At 64.0% G+C, this 17,859-nt stretch carries 18 protein-coding genes, 1 tRNA gene and 1 pseudogene; 8 read left to right on the top strand and 12 right to left on the bottom strand.

Annotated elements, in window-relative coordinates:
- Positions 1–3 precede the first annotated feature (3 nt).
- From ACV1FX_RS33405 to glmS, 5 genes are all read right to left on the bottom strand, one after another.
- Positions 4–852, bottom strand: coding sequence for a helix-turn-helix domain-containing protein (locus ACV1FX_RS33405; protein WP_473121795.1), 849 nt, complete (start codon positions 850–852; stop codon positions 4–6).
- Between the two features lie 97 nt (positions 853–949).
- The gene (locus ACV1FX_RS33400) at positions 950–1,339 is read right to left on the bottom strand and encodes a nuclear transport factor 2 family protein (protein WP_473121794.1); all 390 of its coding nucleotides are present in this window, start codon (positions 1,337–1,339) and stop codon (positions 950–952) included.
- 145 nt (positions 1,340–1,484) lie between these two features.
- Complete coding sequence (locus ACV1FX_RS33395) at positions 1,485–2,342, bottom strand: NAD(P)-dependent oxidoreductase (protein WP_473121793.1); 858 nt, start codon at positions 2,340–2,342, stop codon at positions 1,485–1,487.
- Positions 2,343–2,455: 113 nt separating this feature from the next.
- The gene (locus tag ACV1FX_RS33390) at positions 2,456–3,235 is read right to left on the bottom strand and encodes a DUF502 domain-containing protein (RefSeq protein WP_473121792.1); all 780 of its coding nucleotides are present in this window, start codon (positions 3,233–3,235) and stop codon (positions 2,456–2,458) included.
- A gap of 100 nt (positions 3,236–3,335) precedes the next feature.
- On the bottom strand, positions 3,336–5,162 hold the full coding sequence (glmS, locus tag ACV1FX_RS33385) for a glutamine--fructose-6-phosphate transaminase (isomerizing) (RefSeq protein ID WP_473121791.1): 1,827 nt from the start codon (positions 5,160–5,162) through the stop codon (positions 3,336–3,338).
- 219 nt (positions 5,163–5,381) lie between these two features.
- Here glmS and ACV1FX_RS33380 point away from each other — a divergent pair, with 219 nt between their 5' ends.
- Positions 5,382–5,600: a hypothetical protein gene (locus tag ACV1FX_RS33380; RefSeq protein WP_473121790.1), complete on the top strand. Its 219-nt coding sequence runs from the start codon at positions 5,382–5,384 to the stop codon at positions 5,598–5,600.
- 20 nt (positions 5,601–5,620) lie between these two features.
- On the opposite strand, the gene ACV1FX_RS33375 is transcribed toward ACV1FX_RS33380, so the two are convergent.
- Together ACV1FX_RS33375 and glmU are read right to left on the bottom strand one after the other, a co-directional pair.
- On the bottom strand, positions 5,621–5,797 hold the full coding sequence (locus tag ACV1FX_RS33375) for a hypothetical protein (RefSeq protein WP_473121789.1): 177 nt from the start codon (positions 5,795–5,797) through the stop codon (positions 5,621–5,623).
- A 35-nt stretch (positions 5,798–5,832) separates the two neighbouring features.
- Positions 5,833–7,188, bottom strand: a complete 1,356-nt coding sequence (gene glmU / locus ACV1FX_RS33370) for a bifunctional UDP-N-acetylglucosamine diphosphorylase/glucosamine-1-phosphate N-acetyltransferase GlmU (protein WP_473121788.1) — start codon at positions 7,186–7,188, stop codon at positions 5,833–5,835.
- Positions 7,189–7,372: 184 nt separating this feature from the next.
- On the opposite strand from glmU, the gene ACV1FX_RS33365 reads away from it, so the two are divergent.
- Together ACV1FX_RS33365 and ACV1FX_RS33360 are read left to right on the top strand one after the other, a co-directional pair.
- Entirely contained in the window at positions 7,373–8,797 is a 1,425-nt protein-coding gene (locus tag ACV1FX_RS33365; RefSeq protein WP_473121787.1) for a hypothetical protein, read from the top strand.
- 98 nt (positions 8,798–8,895) lie between these two features.
- Positions 8,896–9,276 (top strand): hypothetical protein, encoded by a 381-nt coding sequence (locus tag ACV1FX_RS33360; RefSeq protein WP_473121786.1) that lies wholly within the window; start codon positions 8,896–8,898, stop codon positions 9,274–9,276.
- On the opposite strand, the gene ACV1FX_RS33355 is transcribed toward ACV1FX_RS33360, so the two are convergent.
- Positions 9,236–10,795, bottom strand: coding sequence for a glycoside hydrolase family 17 protein (locus ACV1FX_RS33355; RefSeq protein WP_473121785.1), 1,560 nt, complete (start codon positions 10,793–10,795; stop codon positions 9,236–9,238). The two genes, ACV1FX_RS33360 and ACV1FX_RS33355, sit on opposite strands and share 41 nt — an antisense overlap.
- Positions 10,796–11,130: 335 nt before the next feature.
- On the opposite strand from ACV1FX_RS33355, the gene ACV1FX_RS33350 reads away from it, so the two are divergent.
- From ACV1FX_RS33350 to ACV1FX_RS33340, 3 genes are all read left to right on the top strand, one after another.
- The gene (locus ACV1FX_RS33350) at positions 11,131–11,709 is read left to right on the top strand and encodes a beta-1-3, beta-1-6-glucan biosynthesis protein (protein WP_473121859.1); all 579 of its coding nucleotides are present in this window, start codon (positions 11,131–11,133) and stop codon (positions 11,707–11,709) included.
- Between the two features lie 231 nt (positions 11,710–11,940).
- Entirely contained in the window at positions 11,941–14,604 is a 2,664-nt protein-coding gene (locus tag ACV1FX_RS33345; RefSeq protein ID WP_473121784.1) for a glycosyltransferase, read from the top strand.
- 330 nt (positions 14,605–14,934) lie between these two features.
- Positions 14,935–15,010 (top strand) — tRNA-Lys (locus ACV1FX_RS33340).
- A gap of 367 nt (positions 15,011–15,377) precedes the next feature.
- Here the strand turns inward: ACV1FX_RS33340 and ACV1FX_RS33335 are convergent.
- Positions 15,378–15,911 (bottom strand): twin-arginine translocation signal domain-containing protein, encoded by a 534-nt coding sequence (locus ACV1FX_RS33335; RefSeq protein ID WP_473121783.1) that lies wholly within the window; start codon positions 15,909–15,911, stop codon positions 15,378–15,380.
- A 280-nt stretch (positions 15,912–16,191) separates the two neighbouring features.
- On the opposite strand from ACV1FX_RS33335, the gene ACV1FX_RS33330 reads away from it, so the two are divergent.
- A complete protein-coding gene (locus ACV1FX_RS33330; protein ID WP_473121782.1) occupies positions 16,192–16,554 on the top strand; it encodes a hypothetical protein in 363 nt (120 codons plus the stop codon).
- A gap of 97 nt (positions 16,555–16,651) precedes the next feature.
- The gene (locus tag ACV1FX_RS33325; protein WP_473121781.1) at positions 16,652–16,924 is read left to right on the top strand and encodes a hypothetical protein; all 273 of its coding nucleotides are present in this window, start codon (positions 16,652–16,654) and stop codon (positions 16,922–16,924) included.
- Positions 16,925–16,984: 60 nt separating this feature from the next.
- On the opposite strand, the gene ACV1FX_RS33320 is transcribed toward ACV1FX_RS33325, so the two are convergent.
- The 3 genes and pseudogenes from ACV1FX_RS33320 to ACV1FX_RS33310 form a co-directional block, all read right to left on the bottom strand.
- Complete coding sequence (locus tag ACV1FX_RS33320) at positions 16,985–17,377, bottom strand: hypothetical protein (RefSeq protein ID WP_473121780.1); 393 nt, start codon at positions 17,375–17,377, stop codon at positions 16,985–16,987.
- Positions 17,374–17,604 carry a hypothetical protein gene (locus ACV1FX_RS33315; protein ID WP_473121779.1) on the bottom strand — a complete coding sequence of 77 codons (231 nt, stop codon included), beginning with the start codon at positions 17,602–17,604 and terminating at the stop codon, positions 17,374–17,376. Before ACV1FX_RS33315 ends, ACV1FX_RS33320 begins: the two co-directional genes overlap by 4 nt.
- Positions 17,579–17,859 (bottom strand): annotated as a pseudogene (locus tag ACV1FX_RS33310) (hypothetical protein); the annotation flags it as partial. The pseudogene ACV1FX_RS33310 and the gene ACV1FX_RS33315, both read right to left, overlap by 26 nt.

The raw sequence follows: 17,859 nt of genomic DNA, 5'->3' as shown, positions 1-17,859 counted from the left end.
CCGTCAATGGCGGGCCGACCAAAGACTGGAATGGGCTCGCACGAACCTGCAATGCTCGGCTTCGGTCGCCTCATTGGCCGGAAACATGCACTCGAGTCGTAGCTCCTCTGCAGTGACCGTCTGCGGCGTTCCGACCGTTGTGATCATGGAGAAATAATCCAGCGTCACGCTGTCCTTGACGAAGGTGAGCGAAATCATCGGCATGGCATCACTCGGCGACGGCGCGCGCCATTCCGGCTTCACGCCCGGATATCGCGACAATTCCGCCAGAAGGGCCTCCATCCTGTCGTCGATGACGCGTCCGACCGCCTCGCGATACACCCGCGCAAGCAATCCCCGGGCCGTCTCCGGCCAGTTCGCCACGAAGGGACGCATGCCCTCCGGATCGAACATGAGGTGCAGCAAGTTCCGCGGGGTCGGCCGCGCGGACATGTCGATGAAGCAATTGAACAGCTGCGGTGCGGCCTCGTTGGTCATCAGCACGTTCCAATAGCGGTCCATGACGATGGCCGGAAAGGGCTCGTGCTGACGCAGCATGCGTTGCAAGGCGCGGTTGATGCTCGTCATGGCGGGCGCATCGAGAGCGGGATCGGAATAAGACGGCGCGTAGCCGGCGGCGAGCAGCAGCTCGTTTCTTTCGCGGAGCGGCACATCGAGGGCCTGAGCGAGATCGAGTAGCATTTGGCGGCTCGGGACGCTGCGGCCGCTTTCGACAAAACTGATATGCTTCTGCGAGACACCGGCATCGAACGACAGATCCAGCTGCGTCTTGCCACGAATATCCCGCCATTGACGCAGGAGGGCGCCCGCCGAAGCGGCGCGTGTCTTGATGTCGCTGGCCGTCGCTTTCATGTCGGGCGGTCCTTCTTGTCGATTTGCGGCTTCGCGCGTCAGCAGTCGGGGTGCCCCGGCTGACCCGGAGCACCCTCGCGCCGCCGATCGGAGCGGATCAACCGAAGGCAACCGGGCCTACTGCACCAACCCAGCGGCGCACTTTGGTGTCGTCCTTTTCGTCCATGTAGAAGAAATGGGTCATCGTGGGATGCACCGTCGGCCCCGACCGGTCATCGGGTGTCATGTCCACGACACCGCGAAACACCTTCAGCGCGCCGGCATCCCAATACTCGGTGACGTGATGAAGCGCGGTGAAGCCGGTATCGATGAAGGCTTTCAGGTTGGCGCGGATCGCTTCGCGCCCCTTCCAATCGGCCACACCGAGGTTGCAGACGGCATCCTCCGCGAAGCAGTCAAAGCCCTTTCCGAAGGTCTTGTCGTCGATCTCCTTCCACATGTCGAGGAGCCATTGCGGCGGCTCCTTTCGCGTGAACATGACTTGCATGTTTCTCTCCTGATGCAGTGATACAAGCTGGCCAGAAAGCTTCGTTGGTTGCTCCGTGGCTGGCGAATGATCAGGAGAGTAGTCAGACGGCGAATTGGCTCAATTACATGCCAGGTAATAAAGCGAGCACCCAACTGCCAGCAAGCTAGCCCTTCTTTTCCGTGCTCTTTTCGGCAAACGCCTTTAACAGCTCCGCATCCGCCGCCTCACCCTTCGCGTCCTCCGCGAGATGCTCGAACCAGCGCGCAAAGCCTTCGTAGATCTGGCTCGCGGGATGATCGCCCCCCAGAAAACCCGCGATCTCCCGCATCTCCGCGACCCAGCGATAGGCCTTCGGGATCATGTCCGGGAGTACGGTGGATAGCCGCGCCAAGATCGCCGGCTGGCTGAGCGCGAGTTCGTCGCGCAGCGCATCGGCGGCGCCGGCCTTGGTCGCGGCGAGCACCATGGCCGAGCCTATGCCGGCAAGCCCCTTGGCGATCCCGGCGTAGGACATTTTCAGCGCCGACGCCGCGCCGACCGGGCCTTCGACGATCCGCAGGTCAAGGCCGAGCTCTTTCAGCACGGCCAGATCCCTTGCGTGCTCGCCGGACACATAGAATGCCGGTCCCTTGCTGCCGGGCTGCGGCGGGAAGCCGATGATGCCCGCATCGACGAACGGCGCCTGCGCCGAGCCGATGATCTCCTCGATTCCCAGGACCGTATCGACATTGACGGCGTTGCAGTCGACGACCAGCGGCTTCTTCTCCCGCCTCACGATCACTGCGGCCAGCCGCTCGGCAAGCGCCACAGCTTCGCCCGGCGGCACGATCGACAGGATGATGTCGCAGCCCGCGATATCGGCATCCTCCGCGGCAATCATGCCCGCCTCCGCGGCGCGCTTTGCGGTCTGCTCGCTGCGACCTTTCAACGAGGTCAGTACGCGCGCGCCGTTTTCACTCAGGCGACGGCCGATCGCGCTGCCCATGGCGCCGGGTGCGAGGATCGCGATGGTTGGGGACATGGCTCACTCCAGTTCGAATGCGAAAGCGATCAGCGCTTCGTCATCTGGAATGATAGCAGAGTCAGGGAACCGCCAAGCGAATGCCCGCCATCCCGCAGCGGAATGGCGGATGTTCACTCCACCTTGACGGGCTCGGGGCGCGCGGCAGCGGCATTGGCAATGCGGGCGGCGTTCGCCACGCCCGCAAGAGCTGCGACCTTCTTCGGATCGGGGCTCGATCCCGGCTGCACCACGCCCGCCGACATGATCAGCGTCGCAGCATCCTCGGCGCTCAGCTCGACCTCGATGATCTTGCTCTTGGGGACGTAGAAGAAGAAGCCGGTCGTCGGGTTCGGCGAGCACGGCAGGAACACCGAGACATGCTCCTCCTGTCCCGGCAGGCTCCGTGCGATGTCCTCGCTCGGCGATTGCGAGATCAGCACGATCGACCACATGCCCGGCGAGGGAAATTCGACCAGGCCCACCTTCCGGAAGCTCGAGCCCTTGCCCGAGAACAACGTCTCGAACACCTGCTTCAGCCCGCGATAGATCGCGCGCACGGCCGGGATCCGGCCGAGGAAGGTCTCGCCGACATCGACCAGCGTCCGGCCGATCAGGTTGGCAGCGAGAAAGCCGACCAGCGTCAGCGTAAAAAATGCGACAATCAGTCCCCAGCCGGGAACACCGTACGGCAGATAGGTTTCGGGGCGATAGGCCAGCGGCACGAACGGCCGCACCACCCCGTCGACCCAGGTGACGAACCACCAGACCAGATAGAGGGTGATCGCAATCGGCCCCGTAACCACGAGCCCGGTCAGGAAATAATTGCGGAATCGGCCCATCAGGCCGGTATGCGGCTCCGGCGGCAGGTCTTCGGCAGGCACAGGCGGGGACGCGTCGTCACGGGCGGTCATTCGGGTTCCAAGTCGGTCGCAGCACTCTAGCTAGGGTCTTCTAGCAGATTTTTGAAGGTGCAAGGCGACCGCGCCTGCTCTCCTTCTGCGCCCGCCCTGCCTATTCGACGGTCACCGACTTGGCCAGATTGCGCGGCTGGTCGACGTCGGTGCCCATGACCACCGCCGTATGGTAGGCCAAAAGTTGCACGGGGACGGCATACACCATGGGCGTGAAGGCTGCCGCCATGTCGGGCATGACGATGGTGACGAGGGAATCCACCGTCGCCTCCGCCGCCCCCTTGGCGTCCGTCATCAGGATGATGTTGCCGCCGCGGGCTGCGACTTCCTGCATGTTTGAAACGGTCTTCTCGAACACGCGATCGTAGGGTGCAATGACGACGACCGGCATGGTCTCGTCGATCAGCGCGATCGGCCCGTGCTTGAGCTCGCCGGCAGCGTAGCCCTCGGCGTGGATGTAGGAGATCTCCTTCAGCTTCAGGGCGCCTTCGAGCGCGAGCGGGAAGCTGGTGCCGCGGCCGAGATAGAGCACGTCGCGCGACTTGGCGATCCTGTGCGCAAGCTTCTCGATCTGCAACTCGGTGGTGAGCGCGTCCGCCATCAGGCGCGGAATCTCGACCAGGCCGTGCACGAGCTGGGTCTCGTCCTCCTCGGACAATTCGCCGCGCGCCTTGCCGGCGGCAACCGCGAGCGAGGCGAGCACCATGAGCTGGCAGGTGAAGGCCTTCGTGGACGCGACGCCGATCTCGGGGCCAGCGAGCGTCTGGAGCACGGTTTCGCTCTCGCGCGCGATCGTCGAGGTCGGCACGTTGACGACGGCGAGCGTGTGCGCGCCTTCGGCCTTGGCATAGCGGAGCGCCGCGAGCGTGTCGGCAGTCTCGCCCGATTGCGAAATGAAGATCGCCAAATCGCCCTTGCGCAAGGGAGACTCGCGGTAGCGGAACTCGGAGGCGACGTCGACCTCGACCGGCAGGCGCGCCATGCGCTCGAACCAGTACTTTGCGACATAGCCGGCGTAGCTCGCCGTACCGCAGGCCGTGATCGTGATGCGCTTGACGTCTCGGAAGTCGAACGGCAGCTTCACCGGGAGCGAGACGCGCTCGGATGCCATATCGACGTAGCGGGCCAGCGTGTGGCCGACGACCTCGGGCTGCTCGTGGATCTCCTTCGCCATGAAATGGCGATAATTGGCCTTGTCGATCAGCGAGGTCGAGGCCGCATGCTTGATCTTGTCGCGCTGGACGGCGTTGCCGTCCTTGTCGAAGACGGCAACGCTGCTCCGGGTCAGAACGACCCAGTCGCCGTCCTCGAGATAGCTGATCGTGTCGGTGAAGGGGCCGAGCGCGATCGCGTCCGAGCCCAGGAACATCTCGCCATCGCCGTAGCCGACCGCCAGCGGCGGACCATTGCGGGCGCCGATCATCAGATCGCTCTCGCCCGCGAAAATGAAGCCGAGCGCGAAGGCGCCGCGCAGCCGGCCCAAGGCGAGCTTCACCGCTTCGACCGGCTTGTTCCCGCGGGTGAGCAGGTCGTCCACCAGATGCAAAACGATCTCGGTGTCGGTCTCGGTGCGGAACACCGTACCCTTCGCTTGCAGTTCCTCGCGCAGCTCGCGGAAATTCTCGATGATGCCGTTGTGGACCACCGCTACGCGCTCGGTGGCGTGCGGATGGGCATTGTGCTCGGTCGGCTTGCCGTGGGTGGCCCAGCGGGTGTGACCGATGCCGCTCGTCCCCTTCAGCGGCTTGTCGCGCAGCCGCGCCTCGAGGTTCTTGAGCTTGCCTTCGGCACGGCGGCGCTCCAGGTGATCGCCTTCGAGCGTGGCAACACCCGCGGAGTCATAGCCGCGATATTCAAGCCGCTTGAGCGAATCCACCAGTTGCTCTGCAACCGGTTCGCGCCCGAGAATGCCGACAATCCCGCACATGCGGATCAATATCCCCCAAATCGTCGAAAAATAGCCAAAACGACGCGATCGGTTTTTATCGAAACTCGCAAGGAACCAGATACTCAATAATTATTGCGGATTGCGACAGCACCAAATGGCGGTAGCCCAAATGTGCGGCGAATTGGCTGGCCTTTAACCCCGGCCATTAACTTGCTGTCAACAAGTTTGGCCAACGATTTGCGCGCAGGAGATACGGTCATGAGAAGCTCATCCGACCGCAAGGGTCCACCGTCTGTTTACTTGCGCGCCAGCGAGACCGCGGGCACGCATCTGGCGCACTGGCCACCGCCCCAGCGCGGCAAGGAGAGCAAGCCCGTCTTCGTAAAGCATCCGGAAGGCGAGCCGATCAAGCGCGCCAAGCCGCGCGGCTGGCGCCTGACCCGCGCGATCTTCTCCGAATTCGCCGAGGACGAGTAAAGTCCGTGATCGTTGCCGCTTCACATTTGCATGATGAAAGCCAGCACAGCAACGAGCCCCCAAAACACCAGTCCCATTGCGAGAGACAAGCCGTAGTGCGGCTCGCCCTCGCCGAACAGCTTCAGCGCCCACCGTCCCGTCGCCACGAAGAAGAGCTCAACGAGCAGATTGATCACAACAGCAAGGAAGTCGTTCACGAGTGCGCGAACCTAAGGACCTGGTTCTCGCCCGCTCACTTCTCCGGCTTCTTGCCACGCGTCTTCATTTCGCGATAGCGCGCCGCGCCACCTTCGCGGATGGTCTGCTGGCTGCGCTCCAGCGCCATCGCATCGTCAGGGACGTCTTTGGTGATGACGGAGCCCGAGCCGATATAGGCGCCGTTGCCAATCTTCACCGGGGCAACCAGCGAGGAATTGGTGCCGACGAAGGCACCCTTCCCGATCAGCGTCTTGTGCTTCTTGAAGCCGTCGTAGTTGCAGGTGATGGTGCCGGCGCCGATGTTGGAATTGGCGCCGACGGTCGCATCCCCGATATAGGAGAGATGGTTGACCTTGACGCCGGCTTCCAGCGTCGCGGCCTTGGTCTCCACGAAATTGCCGATGCGGGCGCCGTCGCCGAGCGAGGTACCGGGCCGCAGGCGCGCGTAGGGGCCGATCGAGACGTTCTTGCCGAGCGAAGTCTCGACGATGTGCGAGAAGGAGTGGATCACCGTTCCGTCGCCGATCGAGACGCCGGGACCGATCACCACGAAGGGCTCGATCGTCACGTCCTTGCCGAACGTCGTGTCGGCGGCGAGATAGACGGTTTCGGGCGCAATCAGCGTGACGCCGGCGTCCATCGCCGCTCTTCGCAGCCGCGCCTGCATCACGCTCTCTGCTTCCGCTAGCTGTGCCTTGGTGTTGATGCCGCGCACTTCGTCTTCGCCGGTCTCGATCACCACGGCCTCCCATCCCTGTTCGCTGATAATGCCGACCGCGTCCGTCAGATAATATTCACCCTTGGAGTTCGCATTGCCGATCTTGTCGAGGATCGCCAGCGCGCGGCGCCCGTCCAGCGCCATCACGCCGGCGTTGCACAGCGTGATCTTGCGCTCTTCAGCATTCGCATCCGCCTGCTCGCGGATCGCAACCAGGCGGTCGCCTTCGACGATGAAACGGCCGTAACCCGTCGGATCGGCGGCACGAAAGCCGAGCGCGGCAAGCGCCGCGCCGCTTGCAAGCGGCGCACGGAGCCGCTCGAACGTTTCGGCCGAGATCAGCGGCGTGTCGCCGAATGCGATCAGAAGATCATCTGCTCCGCGCGCGATCGCCTCGCGCGCCGCCAGCACGGCATGGGCGGTGCCGAGCCGCTCGGCCTGTACGAAGGTGAGCGTGTCGGGCCGGATGCGCCGCGCTTCATCCGCAACGGCCGCATGGTCGGGCCCGATCACCACAGCAAGCGAAGTGCCGGTTCCTTGCGGAGCCGCCGCGAGCACATGGGCGAGCAGCGACTGTCCTGCCACCGGATGCAGCACTTTTGGCAGGCTCGATCGCATGCGTGTGCCTTCGCCGGCGGCGAGAACGATCGCGAGGCTGGAGCGGGCGGTCATCGAGATCCCTGGTGATTCCAGTGTCGGCCGAATCGCTTCCGATCGGCGCAAGCTGCTTTGCCCTTCGTCATAAAGGCGTTTTGCTTCCCCCGCAAACGCCCGGAATTCCAGTGCATCCCGCTTTTCCTGTTAATGTTCCGTGATTGATTCGGGGAAGCTCGACGGGGCTGGGCACTTAACAATCATGGCAAAGGATTCCGACCCACTGGCCGGCGTCTTCGAGACCAAGGAATCCGGCGGCCTTCTCGCCGGGCTCCTGGCTGAGGAGAACGAGTTCGATCGCCGCATGATGTGGCGGCTCGGCTCGTGGGGCGTCGCTGCCGTCGGCGCCGTGGTGATCGCCGTCATGGCCAGTCAGGCGGAGCTCGGGTGGCGGCGCGACCAGGTCGCAGCCGCCGATCTCACGCGCCAGGCGGATCGGCTCCAGATGCTGACGAGGGAGAGCCAGAGCGAGGCCCGCAGGCTGGCGTCCGCGATCGAGACGCTCAACACCGATCGCGACCGGCTCTATTCGCGCGTCGCTGTTTTGGAGCAAGGGCTCGATTCCGTCACCGGCGCAATCGCAAAGCAGAATGCAGCGCCGCCGCAGACGCCACCCGCCAAGCCGCAGGAGATGGCGGCGGCCACCGCGCAGCCGACGCCCTCGCCTTCGCCCGCTGCGCCAAGCGTCGCACCGGTCGCCTCGACGACACCCGCGGCGAGCGACAAGCCGCGCGCGGACGCCGTCAAAGACCAGGTCAAGGAAGCGAACAAGGAAGCGAACAAGGAACCAAGCAGGGAACAGGCCAAGCAGCAAGCCGCTCCGCCGCCCCAGACTGCTGCTGCGGCATCGCTCGTTTCGCAATCCTCAACACCGCCTGCCGGGCTGCCCACGATGCCACTGGTCGCATCCAAATCACTGATGGCACCGCCCGATGCCGCCGCATCCAGGCTGTTCCAGCCGGAGGCGGCAGACAAATCCGAGAAGGCTGACAAATCGGACAAGACGGAGAAGGCCGAGAAGCCGAAGGCTGACGCTACGTCGCCGACCGAGGTCGCGGTGACAGCATCTCCGAGCACCGAGCCCGAGGCCGCCGAGAGCGAGCCGCCGCCGCCGACGATAGCGGTGCAGCAGACCCGGTTCGCAGTGGACCTCGGCAGCGCCAGCTCGGTCGGTGGCCTGCGCGCGCTGTGGCAGGGCCTGATCAAGTCCAACCCCGAGGTCGCCAACCTCCGGCCGATCATCATGATCAAGGAAAGCAAGACCGGCGCCGGCATGCAGCTCCGGCTCGGCGCCGGACCACTGGTGAATGCCGCCGCCGCCGCGAAGATCTGCGCCGGCCTCATCGAGAACGAACGGGCCTGCGAGACCACCGTGTTCGACGGCCAGCGGCTGTCGATGCGCGGCCAGGATGCAGCGCCCCAGCAGATCTCTCCCCAGGCCGAGACGCCGCCTGCCACCACCGCCAAGCCGGAGAAGCCGCAGCACCGGCGAGGCTACTCTTCCCGGCGCAGCAAACGCGAGGAGCCACCACCGCCGCCCCCGCCGGCAGCGGCCACACCGCCGCCCAAGCAGGAGACGACGGCCGCCTCGACCATATCCTCGTTCTTCAGTCGAAACAAAAACTGAAGTTTAGTCAGTCTCTTATCTCGAGACTCTGAGGCAAATTCACAAGGCCTTCGCCTTGCCTGTTGCCCGCATCCGCCTTCCCGACCATATTGGGCCCCATGAAGAAGAAACCGTTTCGCCTCACGCCCTACCAGGTGCAGTTCCTGCTCGTGGTCGGCTTCACCACCGTCGGCTACGCCCTTTATCTGCGCTATCTCGCCGTCGAGTTCTCGCAAGTGTCGCTTGCCTGCGACGCCGGCCTGCAGACCATGATCTGCAAGGCACGCGCGACCGCGACCGTGCTGTTCAAGAACTCGGTATTCGGCATCGTCGCGCTGGTGATCGCGACGCTGAACCTGATGCGACCTTCGATCGTGCTGCTGACGCTGGGCGTGATCGCCGCAGGCCTCGGCATCGTGCTCTACAACATCGTGTTGGCGGGGATCGCGATCGGCCTGCTTATTCTGGGCTTTGCGCGGCCCGCGCCCGCCACAGCGTAAGCGCGAACAGCAGATACATCGCGCAGGTCCACAGCGACTGCCAATTGTCGCGCCCTTCGTTGATCAGCACATAGGCCGCCGACAGCGCCAAGAGGCCGGCAAAGACCGACTCAGCGATCGGGCGTACGCCGGTCTGCGGGCGGTTCAGCATCAGAAGCGCAAACGGCACCACCGCCATGGTCAGCGAAGCGAACGGAAAATCGCGGTAGCGCGGATCGAACACGAAACCGAGCGCGGTCTCGGCTGCGATCACGGCGGTCACCGCAAGCGTCAACCCAAGCGCCGCGGTGAGTTTTGACCATTTGCGCTCCTCGCGCGGACCCAGGATATCGAGAAACGTCGGCAGTCCCCGCCCCGACACCAGCGCCTGCGCGCAGAAGATCGGCGACAGCACGCCGGCGGCAAGCAGCGCGCCCCATTGCAGCCAGCCGCCCCAGCCGTAGCTCTCGTAGTACATCTTGTCGAAAGCGACCCCGGACAGCATGCCGGCCGTCGTCGCCGAGATGCCGACGCCGAGCCATGCCGAGAAACGCGGCGTCCACGGCCGCCGGCGCAGCGTCAGGCCTGCGACCGCGAACACCAGCACGCTCACGGCCATGCCGGCGCCCATGTACCATTTCCAGTACGGGAAATTGCTGATCGGCTCGCCCGGCGGATATTTGAGCTGGCGGCGCACGGAATCGATGAAGCCCCAGTAGCCACCGACGGTGCCTTCGAGCTGGCGCTTCCAGGGCTGGTCATAGGCCTCGATCAGGTTGACGCGAAAGCCCTGCGCCTTGGCGAGGGTCAGGATTTCCGACACCACGCGCGCCTGGTTGGTGCGCGAGGGCAGCGCGCCTTCGCGCATCCGGCCCTCGCTCGGCCAGCCAGTCTCGCCGATCAGGATCTCCTTGCCGGGAAAGGCGACCGCCATGCGCTGGCGGATCTGCTCGACATGGGCGGCGGCGAACTTGGCGCGGATCGGAAAATCCTCCCAATAGGGAAGGATGTGGATCGTGACGAAGTCGACGGCGTCATAGACCTCGCGATTTTTCAGCCAGTATTCCCAGACGTCGGCATAGGTCACGGGAACGGCGACCTGCGCCTTCACCGAGCGGATGATGGCGACGAGGTCGGCCGTGGTCATCTCACCGCGCAACAGCACCTCGTTGCCGACCACGAGCGAGGTGATGGTGTCGGGGAATTCCTTGCTCAGGCGGACCGCGGTCGCGACCTGGGAGAAATTCTTGGAGCGGTTGCTGCCGAGCCAGATGCCCTGGATCACCTTCAGCCCACCGACCTTGGTGGCGATCGCGGGCACCTGATCGAGGCCGTTCTCGATCGAGTAGGTGCGAACGCAGTCGGTGATCTCCTTGAGCTGCCGCAGATCCTGCTCGAGCTGGTCGGCTTCGATATGGGTCGCGGGATTTAGCGGCGTCTGGTCGCCGCGGAACGGCGCATAGGAGACGCATTGCAGCTTGGAACTGGGATCGATGGGCGCGCGCGCCAGCGTGATCGGCGTGGCCAACCACCACCACACGGCAGCAATCGCACCCAACGATAAGAGCAGGAGCGCCAGTGGCGTACGAAGAGTAATCGGTTCCGTCCTCCGCGAAGGGTCCGTCGATTACCTGCTTGCAGGCCGTCTGCCAAGGGGGCCGATGCGGACAAGCGGCAATTGCACCCACCATCCCGCCCGTTTCGCCTGCGGCTCTTCGACCGGCGCATAGCATGGTGACTTTGCTGGACAAAATTCGAAATACCAGTCATGGGATTCAGCGGGACTTTTCCGCCGCATTGGAGACCCATTTGGACGGCATCACACCGCGCGTCCGTGGCGTTCTCGTGCGGGCGGCCAGAGAGATCGGGGAATTTATGCGGCGACGGGTGCTTGAGTTAACGAATGCGGTCCTGCGGCATGTTGCCGTCCCCTCCCTTGTCGTTCTGCTCGGCATTTCAAGCGCATTCGCCCAAAGCGGCACTCCCCAGGATCAGGGCAAGGCGGCCGCGACGACGCCAGCCGATGCGGCCAAGGACGCCAACCAGAACCAGCGCCGCACCGACGAGTTCGCCGAGGCGGCCCAGGCCATCAACGGCCCGGCCGGAAACCCCGAATGCGTCTGGCTCGGCCGCCGCGTGGTACGGTTGATGTGGCGCGATGATCTCGATACCGCCTTCCGCCATCTCGATCTCTACGACCGCTTCGGCTGCCCCGGCGGCCACATCCAGGCGGCGTTCCGCTGCCTGACCCGCTTTGGCGGCCAGATCGATCCCAAGGTCGCCGAGACCCTGGACAGCCGCGTGCATGCCTGCTGGATCAATCCGGCGGCGCAGCCGCAGCAGGCCGCTGCCGCGGCGTCCCAGCCGCCGGCGCCGACAACGGGCGCATCGCCGCAGCCGGCAGCAAGCCCTGCGCCAGCCGCGAGCCCCTCACCCGCCGCCCCTTCAAAATAAGCCGCGATCACTTCACGCGCCGTTCAGGAACGATGGGCGATACCGACGATTGGCACTGCGCGTGCTTTTCAGATCGTCGGTGCCCTCAAAAGGCCATGCCGCTAAACGACAGGGCGTCATGACAGTTGTGAAAAGGCGTGGCAGAGGTATGTTCCATTTGCCGCGGACTCGGTCGGATCTCGGGGTCGGATCCGCTTCCCTGCCATCTCAGCCCCAATTGGTTTAGCCGCGATGCGTGCCATCGTCGCCGTTCTGTTGCTCGTGTCCGCGCTTCACGCCGGGCTGTGGGGAGTCCTGCGCGACAGGGAGCCCGCGCCGGACTTCAAGGGCCTGTTGCCGAGCGTGTCCTATACACCATTCGAGCCAGGACACGTCGTCGACATCAACATCGACTCCGAAAGAATTCGCGCCGACTTGAAGAGACTCTCGACGATTGCGCGCGCCGTTCGATCGTACTCCGCAACGGAAGGCAATGAACTGGTGCCGCCGATCGCTGCCGAATTCGGACTCAAGGTGACGGTCGGCGCGTGGATCGGCAAGGACGAGGACCGCAACCAGCGGGAGATCGAAGCCGCCATCAACCTTGCTCGGAAGAACAGCAACGTCATCGGCGTCGTCGTCGGCAACGAGGTGATCTACCGCGGCGAGCAGAAGGTCGAAGACCTGATCGACATGATCAAGAAGGTCAGGAGCGCGGTTCGCGTCCCCGTCACGACCGGCGAGATCTGGAACATCTGGCGCGACAATCCCGACCTTGCCTCCAACGTCGACTTCATCGCCGCCCACGTCCTGCCCTATTGGGAAAATTTCCGCTCGGACCAGGCGGTCGACCAGGCCGTCGATCGTTACAACCTGCTGCGCAATTTATTCCCCGGCAAGCGCATCGTGATCGCCGAATTCGGCTGGCCGAGCGCGGGCTACAATCTGCGCAATGCCGATCCCGGTCCGTTCCAGCAGGCGCTGACGCTGCGTAACTTCGTCAGCCGCGCCGAAGCCCTCGGCATGGAATACAACATCGTCGAGGCGATCGATCAGCCCTGGAAGTTCTTCGAAGGCGGCGTGGGTCCTTATTGGGGCATCCTCGACGCCAGCCGCGAACCGAAGTTCTCCTGGACAGGGCCGGTCGAGAATCTCGACTATTGGAAGCTGATGACGATCGCGCTGCTGGTCGGCATCCTTCTCTCGCTACCGATCCTGCGACTGGAGCAGCCTACCGCCAAGCAGGCGTTCCTGCTGTCGGCGACTGCGAACGGCGTCGGCGCCTGGGTCGCGACCGTGTTCGCCTATTGGAACGGACACTATTTCCTGTTCGGCTCGGCGTTCGCACTGACGCTGGGCATGACCCTCCTTGTTCCCCTTGTCCTCATTGCGATGGCGCGGATCGAGGAGATCGCAGCGGTGGCCTTCGGCCGGCCACCGCGCCGGCTGCTCGCCAAGGACAAGCCGGTCGAAGGCGTGCCCGAGAACTATTTCCCGAAAGTCTCGATTCACATCCCCGCCTATTACGAGCCGGTCGACATGCTCAAGCAGACGCTTGATGCGCTGGCGCGGCTGAACTACCCGAACTACGAGTGCGTGGTCATCATCAACAACACGCCCGATCCCGCCTTCTGGCAGCCGATCCAGGATCACTGCCGCGCGCTCGGCGAGCGCTTCAAGTTCATCAACGCCGAGAAGGTGCAGGGCTTCAAGGCCGGTGCGCTGCGCATCGCGATGGACCGCACCGCGGCCGATGCGGAGATCATCGGCATTCTCGATGCCGACTATGTCGTCGATCCCGACTGGCTGAAGGATCTGGTGCCGGCCTTCGCCGATCCGCGCGTCGGCCTCGTGCAGGCGCCGCAGGATCACCGCGACGAAGACCTGTCGATCATGCACTACATCATGAACGGCGAATATGCCGGGTTCTTCGACATCGGCATGGTCCAGCGCAACGAGTTCAATGCCGTCATCGTGCACGGCACGATGTGCCTGATCCGCCGCGGCGCGATGGACATGGCCGGCGGCTGGTCGAGCGACACGATCTGCGAAGATAGCGATCTTGGCCTGGCAATCCAGGAGCTCGGCTGGACCACGCACTACACCCGCCACCGCTACGGCCAGGGCCTGCTGCCCGACACCTACGAGGCCTTCAAGAAGCAGCGTCACCGCTGGGCCTATGGCGGCTTGCAGATCGTGAAGAAGCATTGGCGGCGCTTCATGCCCGGCGCAAGCCGGCTGACGCAGGACCAGAAACGCGAATATGGGCTGGGCTGGTTGAACTGGCTGGGCGCGGAAAGCCTCGGCGTCGTCGTTGCGCTCCTCAACCTCGTCTGGGTGCCGATCGTGGCCTTTGCCGACATCGCGATCCCCGACAAGATCCTGACGCTGCCGATCATCGCCGCCTTCGTGGTCTCGCTCGCGCACTTCCTGTCGATGTATCGCCTGCGCGTCGCGGTGAAGCCCGGCCAGATGCTGGGCGCCATGATCGCGGCCATGAGCGTGCAATGGACGGTGTCACGCGCGGTCGCGCAGGGGTTGATCACCGAGCACATCGCCTTCGCCCGAACCTCCAAGGGCGGCCTGTCGCGGATGTCGATCGAGTTCCAGGCGTTCTGGGAAGCCGTGATCGGCGCGCTGCTGCTGATCGGCGCCGGCGTGCTGGTCGCCTCCAACAGCTACCGGCAGATCACCGAGATCTACATCTTCGCCGGCGTCCTGGTGCTGCAAAGCCTGCCGTTCCTGGCAGCGGTCGCGATCGCCATCCTGGAGCTCAGTCGCATCAACTCGTTCCAGTTCTGGCGCGACAGCGCCGTGCGCGCCGCCGAGCTGATCGGCCTGCGCCCGGTCGCGCTGCCGAGCCCCGCCGGCTCCTCGCAGCCGGTCGCCAGCGAAGCCCGCCGCGAGGCGAACTGACCGGACGCCGCAGCCGACCGGAGGGCAGCCCACGCCCCCTGGATTGGAAGTCCCCGCTCTTCGAGATGGACGACGCTCGTCGATGAGCTGAACATTTCGGGCTAAACCACGGAACGGGCGCGGAAATCCCGCCCCCTGCCGCGATCTGCGGCAACCGCACCCGCTATTGACCTGCGCGGCCGCTCCCCCTACACAGCGCGGGCCGAAAGCATGATCCGGAAATTGCCTTACCGGTTTTCCCCGCGACGCGCGTTACGTTGCGGCAAGACATGCTTCTCGAATGTCCGAAGGCGATGGCGACCGATCCGCGAAGCCATCAAGCGGTCATGGGAGCGCGTAGCTCAGCCGGTAGAGCACGTGACTTTTAATCACGGGGTCCTGGGTTCGAGCCCCAGCGCGCTCACCAAGCAAAAACAAAGACTTAGGTCGAAATTTGCAATCCATAAACTCCCTGCGATTTCGCGGCGTGCACACACCATGCACACACGCCGAGCCTAACCATGACTTCGCTTTGGATTGTGGGCGGCGTCGCGCTGCTCGTCGTTGCTGCCATCGCCGGCTTGATCGCGATCGTCGCGAAGGTCAACAGCTTCGGCCCAGGCGACGGGCTCGAATAGAAAAGGCCGCCAGCGGCAAGCTGGCGGGCCTCCAATCACGTATGCCCCGCCGTTATTCGGCAGTGAGGATCCGGTAGGTGCGGGCCCTCAGGAGCCCGTACAGCCCCCGGCGCTCATAGTAGGCCACGATGTGATGGTAGTGCCACATGGTGGGGCTCAGAAGGTGAATTTGCGCGTGAACTTGAGGGCTGCCAGCGCGCCCTCGAACGTCGTTGGCTCGATATCGTCGACGCTCAACCGCGCCTCGAGTTCGCGCGCTTCGACGGCGCGTAAGGCCGCTACGAGAGGGCGGAGCCGCGCATCCCGGCGCGCGATCGCGGCCGACAACCTTGCATGCTCATCACGGTTGCGATCGGGATACAGGTCTGCCGGAGTGTACCGATCGATTTCCACATGGGACATCGAAGGGAATTCCTGCATGTTTCCGACGTTGAGCACGTTTCCGACGCTGAGGACGCACGGGTTAAGATCGCCGGCGCGGTCCAATTCCCGTTCGGCCGCCTCGAGCGCATCGGTCGCATCTGCCAACGCTTCATCGACCCTCTCGTATTCAGCCAGGGCCGCGAAAATGGGGTCAACAGCCTTCATTGCGATTGCGGGGACGGCCGCCAACGTGGCCGCACCGGCCAGGGCCGAGAGAGTAAGAAATTCACGACGAGATGTGTTATTCGCCTTTGCAGCCTTCGCCATGGTCCAGATCCTTGGTGGGGGTTAGGACCGGGCCTGTGCTTCCAACACTTGCCCGGTCCACTGTTTTATGCCATTATAAATTCGTGACGTCAAGAATAAATGACATTAAAAAATCGCGTGGGCGCCCGGCTGTGGACAGTCAGCCTGTCACGGTCCGCATGACGGCCGATGCGCTCAGATCGCTCGATGACTGGCGCCGACTACAGGACGATCTACCCGGGCGCCCCGAGGCAATCCGCCGCCTGGTTGAGCAGGCCTTGGACAAACAGCAGAGGAAAGCATGATCGGCGCGGTTGATCGCCTACAGGCCCGGGTTGACGCTCTGGAGGCACTCGTAGCCGAGCGGTTGCCGCTCTCAGCGCGGCTCCGCGAGGCGCTCCGAATCGAGACGATGCATGCCGACATGCTCGAGCTTCTGATGCGCCGGGAGACGGTAACGCGCTCGGGACTGCTTGAGTATCTGTATGGCCGCGATCCCGACTGCGATCAGCCAGAGAACGGCGAAAAGAACCTCGATGTGATCACTGCAAGGCTTCGACCGGTGCTGCGCCGGCACGGTATAGACTTTGAAGCCGTGTGGGGCGTCGGCTGGCGCATGTCGCGCGCTGACAAAGCCAAGCTCAAGGCGTTGCTGGGGGATTGAACTGCGCGAATTTGGGCAAGATGGCGGCGGCAAGTCGTGTTTGCCGCAGCTCGCGTTTCCAAATAAGAGTGTTGCGTGGTGAGATAGGGGCGAAAAAATGTTAGAGATCGCTGGTGGCATTCTGATTGCAGTGGCGGTGCTGGCTTTCCTGCCACGGATATTGGTGGTGCTCTCTGCGCTGTTTGTCGGCGCGATCGTCATTTGCCTGCTGATCGCTGCCGGGGTGGCCATATGGGCTATTGCACAGTCGACGGCGGCCCTCGGCCTCGCGTTTATCGCAGCTGGGATTTTCGCGATCTGGCTTCACTATGAAATGAAGGCGCGGGCGCGGGAGCGCGCGCAGGCTGAGGCATCTTCCCGAACGCCCTAGGTCCGGTGAGACTGAGAGGGCCATCAGGACGGCTCACCGGCCCTCAGCGCCTGCCCTGGGCTACGCGACGCGGCTGGGACCGTAATCAAGCCGGCGATTGAACCCGCCCCCATTCCAGCGCTGGCGGATCAGGACGCTTGCCACAGTTCGGCAGTCGACACCGGGCCCAATTGCAACTGCTTCACAGCCCTCAATCGGGACGCCCTGTTCGTTCGTGAGCGTGAGAAGGCTACCTTGCACCACGTAGTGGCCAAGCTCTACCTGGCCGGGATCGCTACCCTTAGCACCTTTCACGCTCACCGTGATCGATTGCACGCGATGTGCCGCCGTTGGCGGCTCTTGCGCCAGGACACCCGAGGAATCCTCCTGTGCCGAGGGCCGGCGCTCCTCGACCGCGGGAGCCGCATTGGCAGCCTTCCCGCTGGCAGCCTCGAGCCTATCCAACCAGTTCATAGCGTCCCCAGCTTCAAGAGAGCGAGGAACGGCCGGCACTGACATTCCTCGTTTGCCGTTTCGACATCGATCTTGAGCGCCTGATTCTCGATACTCGCCCGGATCGACGCCCGCGGAATGCCTGGGCATTGCTTCACGACTTCGTCGACATGAGCCTCAATGACCGCGTCGATTTCAGCGCGGAGCTGCTTGATGCGCTGCTCAATCTGCTGAGAGGCTGTTGCCATCGATCCATCCTTTCCTCGCGGCAGCAGCCGCATTCTGTGCGCGACGAACGGCCCGATCTCTGTCGGCCTCGCGCTTGTTGACGTAGATCTGGAGGTCATACGGCAGAGCAAAAAAACGCTGCCGCTCTTGCTTCGGCCACGATCGCGGTGGCTCCATCCGGGACACCGCATTCATGGCAAGGGCTGCCGGGGCGCCGAGGGTCGGATCGGCATACCCGTGCTGCTGATGCGCCCGCGACACCTCCCGAACCGCGT

The sequence above is a fragment of the Bradyrhizobium ingae genome, assembly GCF_055791185.1.
This window is presented reverse-complemented; position numbering and strand designations above follow the sequence as displayed.